We start from the raw sequence: 8537 nt of genomic DNA on the forward strand, positions 1-8537 counted from the left end.
ACTATATTATTTCCTTGCACCACATCATGTTTCATCAAAGAGTTATTGCCGCCAGAATTTAGGATATGACTTATCATAAAACCTCTGCATAACAGAAATAAAATAACCTGGAAAAGTAGCCTGAATGTCCAGACACTACCGGCGAAAGGAAAAGAATCTCTGATAAGGCATTGAGATAATGGATATTCTTAGTGAAGAAGAAGTGAGTTACTATAAAAAATCGCTCATATCCCAGGAAGGAAGCATAAAAAAAGGTGCGCCAGGAGACGCACCAGTTGTTGCAAAATCAGCACTGTGGGGCGTAATTACCCCTTGCCTTTTACACTGCTGATAAAGGTGGAACGGGCAGATGTCGATCCCAGGCGTTCAGCTTCATCAAGCAGTTTTAACGCCTTATCAACATCACCTTTCGCGACAGCGTTTTTGATCGCGGTATTAAAATAACTTTCCGTGTCGTTGAGCATCGGCTCGCTTTTCTTCACCGGTGCCGGAGCGGGTGCAGCCACAGCTGGTGCCGCCGTGTTACCTACCGTAACCGGAGCTGGAGCGGAAGAACCAAATAAAGGTCCTACCAACACGCTGGAGCTGGAGTTCGTTTTCACTTTCAGTTTCAGTAAGCCATCGGTGGTATGACGAGCAACCGGATCGGGGATATCCGGGATCGAGTTACCGACGCCCTTGGCATAGGCTTTAGCCGGGTCGAGCAGTTGGGTCGTCTGCTGGAGATCTTTTTCCGTGGTAAAGACCAGAACATAAAGTTTTTGCTGCCCCAACGCCGGTGTCAGGCGCATAACGCCTTCCAGCCGATCTGCACTCATCACGCCTGGTTCCTGGTAGGTGAAATAACTGCTGGGGAAGAAGGCTGATGGGGTCATGTTCTGATCAAGAATCAGCACGTTCGGCGCAAAAACGCTGGTTTGTTTGTTCACTTCGCTGGTCAGCGTCAGGGTCAGTTCGCCAATGTTTGCCGGGACGCTGTACGCAGCAACCGGACCACTGATGCCGGGAACGTTCAGTTGTTGGCCGCCGGTCGCCAGTTGGGTGGTCTGGGTTTTAGATTGATCGACCGGTGTCCAGGTGAGTTGTTGCAGCGCAGCAGATGGAATGGCTGGCGCGTCGCTGGTGTTTTGCGGTACGTAGTTAACATCGGCAAGGCTGATTCCAGGCGCGCTTGCCAGTAACCCTGCTGATAAACAGAGGGCGATGAGACTTTTATTCATTTTCATTGTTTTCACCTCAAAATCTGGAGCTCAGCGGTAGCCAGGCAATAGCGCGCTAAACCCGATAATCAGAGGGGCTTTCGCCCCTTTCAGATAATGACAACCTGTTTTTATGCCGGATGCGGCGTAAACGCCTTATCCGGCCTACATTTGACAGCCGTTGTAGGCCTGATAAGACGCGCAAGCGTCGCATCAGGCGTTGGTTGTCGAATGCGGCGTAAACGCCTTATCCGGCCCAGGTTTTGCTATTACCACCAGATTTCCATCTGGGCACCGAAGGTCCACTCGTCGCTGTCGCCACGACCGAAGCTGCCGCCGTTGAAATCAGCAGGAACGGCTTTGCCGTAGTTCGGGTTAACCTTGCTATCGCCGTTGTAGTCATAACCCCATTTCTCATCCCACTTGGCGTAGGTTGCGAAGACACGAATAGCCGGGCGTGACCAGATGCTGTCGCCAGCCTGCCATTGTTGTGCGAGGGTAATTTTGTACTGATTGTTCTTGTCGCCGGTGCGCTGGGATTCGACGTTGTCGTAGCCGATTTCCATCACGGTGCTCATGATTGGCGTCCACTTGTACATCGGGCGAATACCAACGGTCCACCACTTGGTGCCGTTGTCGTTATCCCAGTTGATATCCTGGTACATACCCACGTACATCATGTCCCAGTTGTCGCCCATGGAGATCGCACCGTGGTCGAGGATACGCAGCATGTGACCGTTGTTGTTGATATTGTAGGCAAATTTTTCGTTATCAAACGCGACGCCAGAACCCTGCGACAGACCTTTACCCTGCGAGGTCATCGAGTCAGTAGCGTACTGAACAACAAACTTGTTAAAGCCCTTCAGGACACTCTGAGTATGTTCAGCAGTGAATAACCAGCCGTCTTTCGATGCGCCATCAACCAGACGATAGTTATCACGCAGGTTGGCACGACCGTAGTCGACACCCAGTTCTAATGTGCCGCCCGGGTTGATTTCCATCTGCGCTAAACGCACATCGAAAACGTCGTTCGCGGTTTCGTTGGTATAGTCATAAATATTGTTGCTGGCAAAAGAGGAAGAACCACCAGCTTCAGAGGAGCGGGTTGCTGCCAGAGAGAGTTTACCGAAGCCAACATCGATGTTTTCCAGACCGGCACCAGGACCAGAAATATCCCAGTAGTAGAAGTCGATCATATGAACGTCATGACGTTGGTAGAAGCGCTTACCTGCCCAGATGGTGGAACCTGGCAGCCATTCGATCAGGTTTTTACCCTGCACGTTTGCTTCACGGAAGGCCGGATCGGTAGCTTCCCAGTCATTCTGTTGCGCGACGGAATAGGCCACGTTAGTGTCGAAATAGAAGCTCTTATCGCCCTCTTTCCACACTTCCTGACCCAATTTTAATTCAGCATAAGTTTCACATTCGTTGCCAAGACGGTATTTACTTTGAGCACCGGTAGTCTGGAAACACTGTTGTTCACCGCCGCTACCTGTCCAGCCAATACCGGAACGTGCATAGCCGTGGAAATCAACAGCCATTGCCTGAGCAGACATTACGCCCGCTGCGACGGCAACCGCCAGAGGAAGTTTGCGCAGAGTAATCATCATTCTATCTCCTGAGTCATTGCTTTTCTTTTTTCACATCACCTGTGACAGGCTTTGTGTGTTTTGTGGGGTGCTTAAACGCCCGGCTCCTTATGCAGTCGACGACATGCAGTGCCATCCTCACGGAACAGATGGCAACGCTCTGGCGGCAGGCCGATAGCGAATGTGGCACCTTCTTCTACCAACACCACGTCGTTCTGGCGGTACACCAGGTTTTGACGAATGGAAGGGATCTGGATATGGATTTGGGTTTCGTTGCCGAGTTGCTCGACGACCTGAACTTCACCCTCAAGGATGACGTCAGCGATATCACTCGGCAGTAGATGTTCCGGGCGAATACCCAGCGACATATTGGCTCCAACCTGGACATCACGGCTTTCAACTGGCAGCCAGACTTGCTGACGATTTGGCATCGGCAGCTCCACCTGCACTTGATCGATTGCGGTGGCGGTCACTTTTACCGGCAGGAAGTTCATCTTTGGCGAACCGATAAATCCGGCGACAAAACGGTCTGCCGGATAGTGGTACAGCTCCAGCGGTTTCCCAACCTGCGCCACGCGACCGGCGTCCAGCACCACGATTTTGTCGGCCAGCGTCATCGCTTCGACCTGATCGTGGGTGACGTAAATCATTGTGCGGCCCAGGCGTTTATGCAGACGGGAGATTTCGATACGCATTTGCACACGCAGTGCAGCATCGAGGTTGGAGAGCGGTTCATCGAGCAAAAATACGCTTGGCTCGGCCACCAGCGTACGGCCAATCGCCACACGCTGACGCTGACCGCCAGAGAGCGCTTTCGGTTTGCGATCCAGCAAATGCGCCAGTTGCAGCACTTCCGCCACCTGGTTAACGCGTTGGTTAATCACCTCTTTTTTTGCGCCTGCCAGTTTCAGGCCAAATGACATATTTTCTGCTACTGACAGGTGGGGATAGAGCGCGTAAGACTGAAACACCATACCAACGCCGCGTTCTGCTGGCGGAGTGTCATTCATCCGTTTCTCACCGATGAACAGGTCGCCGCTGGTGATCGTCTCAAGCCCGGCAATCATGCGCAGTAAAGTCGATTTACCGCAGCCAGACGGTCCGACAAACACCACGAATTCACCTTCATGGATATCGAGATTGATATCTTTCGATACCACGACCTCGCCCCAGGCTTTCGTTACATTTTGCAGCTGTACGCTCGCCATGCCCTTCTCCCTTTGTAACAACCTGTCATCGACAGCAACATTCATGATGGGCTGACTATGCGTCATCAGGAGATGGCTTAAATCCTCCACCCCCTGGCTTTTTTATGGGGGAGGAGGCGGGAGGATGAGAACACGGCTTCTGTGAACTAAACCGAGGTCATGTAAGGAATTTCGTGATGTTGCTTGCAAAAATCGTGGCGATTTTATGTGCGCATCTCCACATTACCGCCAATTCTGTAACAGAGATCACACAAAGCAACGGTGGGGCGTAGGGGCAAGGAGGATGGAAAGAGGTTGCCGTATAAAGAAACTAGAGTCCGTTTAGGTGTTTTCACGAGCACTTCACCAACAAGGACCATAGATTATGAAAATAAAAACAGGTGCACGCATCCTCGCATTATCCGCATTAACGACGATGATGTTTTCCGCCTCGGCTCTCGCCAAAATCGAAGAAGGTAAACTGGTAATCTGGATTAACGGCGATAAAGGCTATAACGGTCTCGCTGAAGTCGGTAAGAAATTCGAGAAAGATACCGGAATTAAAGTCACCGTTGAGCATCCGGATAAACTGGAAGAGAAATTCCCTCAGGTTGCGGCAACTGGCGATGGCCCTGACATTATCTTCTGGGCACACGACCGCTTTGGTGGCTACGCTCAATCTGGCCTGTTGGCTGAAATCACCCCGGACAAAGCGTTCCAGGACAAGCTGTATCCGTTTACCTGGGATGCCGTACGTTACAACGGCAAGCTGATTGCTTACCCGATCGCTGTTGAAGCGTTATCGCTGATTTATAACAAAGATCTGCTGCCGAACCCACCAAAAACCTGGGAAGAGATCCCGGCGCTGGATAAAGAACTGAAAGCGAAAGGTAAGAGCGCGCTGATGTTCAACCTGCAAGAACCGTACTTCACCTGGCCGCTGATTGCTGCTGACGGGGGTTATGCGTTCAAGTATGAAAACGGCAAGTACGATATTAAAGACGTGGGCGTGGATAACGCTGGCGCGAAAGCGGGTCTGACCTTCCTGGTTGACCTTATTAAAAACAAACACATGAATGCAGACACCGATTACTCCATCGCAGAAGCTGCCTTTAATAAAGGCGAAACAGCGATGACCATCAACGGCCCGTGGGCATGGTCCAACATCGACACCAGCAAAGTGAATTATGGTGTAACGGTACTGCCGACCTTCAAGGGTCAACCATCTAAACCGTTCGTTGGCGTGCTGAGCGCCGGTATTAACGCCGCCAGTCCGAACAAAGAGCTGGCGAAAGAGTTCCTCGAAAACTATCTGCTGACTGACGAAGGTCTGGAAGCGGTCAATAAAGACAAACCGCTGGGTGCAGTGGCGCTGAAGTCTTACGAGGAAGAGTTGGCGAAAGATCCACGTATTGCCGCCACCATGGAAAACGCCCAGAAAGGTGAAATCATGCCGAACATCCCGCAGATGTCCGCTTTCTGGTATGCCGTGCGTACAGCGGTGATCAACGCCGCCAGCGGTCGTCAGACTGTCGATGAAGCCCTGAAAGACGCGCAGACTCGTATCACCAAGTAATGCTGTGAAATGCCGGATGCGGCGTGAACGCCTTGTCCGGCCTACAAAACTGAAACGCATGTAGGCCTGATAAGACGCATCAGTGTCGCATCAGGCAGTTGTTGTCGGATAAGGCGTGAAAGCCTTATCCGTCCTGGAATGAGGAAGAACCCCATGGATGTCATTAAAAAGAAACATTGGTGGCAAAGCGACGCGCTGAAATGGTCAGTGCTAGGTCTGCTCGGCCTGCTGGTGGGTTACCTTGTTGTTTTAATGTACGCACAAGGGGAATACCTGTTCGCCATTACCACGCTGATATTGAGTTCAGCGGGGCTGTATATTTTCGCCAATCGTAAAGCCTACGCCTGGCGCTATGTTTACCCGGGAATGGCTGGAATGGGATTATTCGTCCTCTTCCCTCTGGTCTGCACCATCGCCATTGCCTTCACCAACTACAGCAGCACTAACCAGCTGACTTTTGAACGTGCACAGGAAGTGTTGTTAGATCGCTCCTGGCAAGCAGGCAAAACCTATAACTTTGGTCTTTACCCGGCGGGCGATGAGTGGCAACTGGCGCTCAGTGACGGCGAAACCGGCAAAAATTACCTTTCCGACGCTTTTAAATTTGGCGGCGAGCAAAAACTGCAACTGAAAGAAACGACCGCCCAGCCCGAAGGCGAACGCGCGAATCTACGCGTGATTACCCAGAATCGTCAGGCGCTGAGTGACATTACCGCCATTCTGCCGGATGGCAACAAAGTGATGATGAGCTCCCTGCGCCAGTTTTCTGGCACGCAGCCGCTCTACACACTCGACGGTGACGGCACGTTGACGAATAATCAGAGCGGCGTGAAATATCGTCCGAATAACCAAATTGGCTTTTACCAGTCCATTACCGCCGACGGCAACTGGGGTGATGAAAAGCTAAGCCCCGGTTACACCGTGACCACCGGCTGGAAAAACTTTACCCGCGTCTTTACCGACGAAGGCATTCAGAAACCGTTCCTCGCCATTTTCGTCTGGACCGTGGTGTTCTCGCTGATCACTGTCTTTTTAACGGTGGCGGTCGGCATGGTTCTGGCATGTCTGGTGCAGTGGGAAGCGTTGCGCGGCAAAGCGGTCTATCGCGTCCTGCTGATTCTGCCCTACGCGGTGCCATCGTTCATTTCAATCTTGATTTTCAAAGGATTGTTTAACCAGAGCTTCGGTGAAATCAACATGATGTTGAGCGCGCTGTTTGGCGTGAAGCCCGCCTGGTTCAGCGATCCGACCACCGCCCGCACGATGCTGATTATCGTCAATACCTGGCTGGGTTATCCGTACATGATGATCCTCTGCATGGGCTTGCTGAAAGCGATTCCGGACGATTTGTATGAAGCCTCAGCAATGGATGGCGCAGGTCCGTTCCAGAACTTCTTTAAGATTACGCTGCCGCTGCTGATTAAACCGCTGACGCCGCTGATGATCGCCAGCTTCGCCTTTAACTTTAACAACTTCGTGCTGATTCAGCTGTTAACCAACGGCGGCCCGGATCGTCTTGGCACGACCACGCCAGCCGGTTATACCGACCTGCTTGTTAACTACACCTACCGTATCGCTTTTGAAGGCGGCGGGGGTCAGGACTTCGGTCTGGCTGCAGCAATTGCCACGCTGATCTTCCTGCTGGTGGGTGCGCTGGCGATAGTGAACCTGAAAGCCACGCGAATGAAGTTTGATTAAGGGAGATAACAAAAATGGCAATGGTCCAACCGAAATCGCAAAAAGCACGTTTGTTTATTACTCACCTGCTACTGCTACTTTTTATCGCGGCGATTATGTTCCCGCTGCTGATGGTCGTCGCTATCTCGCTGCGTCAGGGAAACTTCGCGACCGGTAGCCTGATCCCGGAGCAAATCTCCTGGGATCACTGGAAACTGGCGTTAGGTTTTAGCGTTGAACAGGCTGATGGTCGCATTACGCCACCGCCATTCCCGGTACTGCTGTGGCTGTGGAACTCGGTAAAGGTCGCCGGGATTTCCGCGATTGGCATTGTGGCGCTCTCCACCACCTGCGCCTACGCTTTCGCCCGTATGCGCTTTCCAGGCAAAGCGACGCTGCTGAAAGGAATGCTGATTTTCCAGATGTTCCCGGCAGTACTTTCACTGGTCGCGTTGTATGCGTTGTTTGATCGTCTGGGTGAGTACATTCCATTCATTGGCCTGAATACTCACGGCGGCGTAATTTTCGCGTATCTGGGTGGGATTGCGCTGCATGTCTGGACCATCAAAGGCTATTTCGAAACCATCGACAGTTCGCTGGAAGAAGCGGCGGCGCTGGATGGTGCGACACCGTGGCAGGCCTTCCGCCTTGTCCTGTTGCCGCTGTCAGTACCGATTCTGGCGGTGGTGTTCATCCTGTCGTTTATCGCTGCCATTACTGAAGTTCCGGTCGCGTCGCTGTTACTGCGTGACGTAAACAGCTACACCCTGGCCGTGGGGATGCAGCAATACCTCAACCCGCAAAACTACCTGTGGGGTGACTTTGCCGCCGCTGCCGTTATGTCTGCATTACCGATCACCATCGTCTTCTTGCTGGCTCAACGCTGGCTGGTCAACGGCCTGACGGCAGGTGGTGTGAAAGGTTAAAGATGTTGTTCTGCCAATGTTATGCCGCTGCACCCTCAACTTACGTTATCCCAACTTGTGACTGTTATTCGGCGCTCCACGGAGCGCCTTTTTTTCTTTCGTCTGCAATCTGAATCGTTCGCCGGTTAATATTCCCATCATAGAGCTTATTATTTTTACGTTATTTGTTTTCCCACTTACGATAATTCTCTTTCGTGCTCTGAGTCACGGCAATAGTATTGTTTTCATCAATTTTTGATAATTATCACAATTAAGATCACAGAAAAGACATTACGTAAACGCATTGTAAAAAATGATAATTGCCTTAACTGCCTGACAATTCCAACATCAATGCACTGATAAAAGATCAGAATGGTCTAAGGCAGGTCTGAATGAATACCCAG

6 protein-coding genes are annotated in these 8537 nt (G+C 51.6%); 3 read left to right on the plus strand and 3 right to left on the minus strand.

Annotated elements, in window-relative coordinates; genetic code table 11:
• Positions 1-305: 305 nt before the first annotated feature.
• The 3 genes from malM to malK form a co-directional block, all read right to left on the minus strand.
• On the minus strand, positions 306-1226 hold the full coding sequence (gene malM / locus E0D98_RS18960) for a maltose operon protein MalM (RefSeq protein WP_000783444.1): 921 nt from the start codon (positions 1224-1226) through the stop codon (positions 306-308).
• A 242-nt stretch (positions 1227-1468) separates the two neighbouring features.
• Entirely contained in the window at positions 1469-2809 is a 1341-nt protein-coding gene (gene lamB, locus E0D98_RS18965; RefSeq protein WP_000973658.1) for a maltoporin LamB, read from the minus strand.
• 71 nt (positions 2810-2880) lie between these two features.
• On the minus strand, positions 2881-3996 hold the full coding sequence (gene malK, locus E0D98_RS18970) for a maltose/maltodextrin ABC transporter ATP-binding protein MalK (RefSeq protein WP_000179165.1): 1116 nt from the start codon (positions 3994-3996) through the stop codon (positions 2881-2883).
• Positions 3997-4360: 364 nt separating this feature from the next.
• Here malK and malE point away from each other — a divergent pair, with 364 nt between their 5' ends.
• The 3 genes from malE to malG all read left to right on the plus strand — a co-directional run bounded on the left by malE (position 4361) and on the right by malG (position 8154).
• Positions 4361-5551 carry a maltose/maltodextrin ABC transporter substrate-binding protein MalE gene (gene malE / locus E0D98_RS18975; RefSeq protein ID WP_000695387.1) on the plus strand — a complete coding sequence of 397 codons (1191 nt, stop codon included), beginning with the start codon at positions 4361-4363 and terminating at the stop codon, positions 5549-5551.
• Between the two features lie 153 nt (positions 5552-5704).
• Positions 5705-7249, plus strand: coding sequence for a maltose ABC transporter permease MalF (gene malF, locus E0D98_RS18980; RefSeq protein ID WP_001297290.1), 1545 nt, complete (start codon positions 5705-5707; stop codon positions 7247-7249).
• A 14-nt stretch (positions 7250-7263) separates the two neighbouring features.
• A complete protein-coding gene (gene malG / locus E0D98_RS18985; protein WP_001252058.1) occupies positions 7264-8154 on the plus strand; it encodes a maltose ABC transporter permease MalG in 891 nt (296 codons plus the stop codon).
• Positions 8155-8537: the final 383 nt, after the last annotated feature.

Source organism: Escherichia sp. KCJ4928 (assembly GCF_004352695.1).
Taxonomy (GTDB): domain Bacteria; phylum Pseudomonadota; class Gammaproteobacteria; order Enterobacterales; family Enterobacteriaceae; genus ECMA0423.

Bases quoted from the DNA above. Each gene is read 5' to 3' on its own strand.
- malM (WP_000783444.1), bottom strand. From the start codon at position 1,226: ATGAAAATGAATAAAAGTCTCATCGCCCTCTGTTTATCAGCAGGGTTA.
- lamB (WP_000973658.1), bottom strand. From the start codon at position 2,809: ATGATGATTACTCTGCGCAAACTTCCTCTGGCGGTTGCCGTCGCAGCG.
- malK (WP_000179165.1), bottom strand. From the start codon at position 3,996: ATGGCGAGCGTACAGCTGCAAAATGTAACGAAAGCCTGGGGCGAGGTC.
- malE (WP_000695387.1), top strand. From the start codon at position 4,361: ATGAAAATAAAAACAGGTGCACGCATCCTCGCATTATCCGCATTAACG.
- malF (WP_001297290.1), top strand. From the start codon at position 5,705: ATGGATGTCATTAAAAAGAAACATTGGTGGCAAAGCGACGCGCTGAAA.
- malG (WP_001252058.1), top strand. From the start codon at position 7,264: ATGGCAATGGTCCAACCGAAATCGCAAAAAGCACGTTTGTTTATTACT.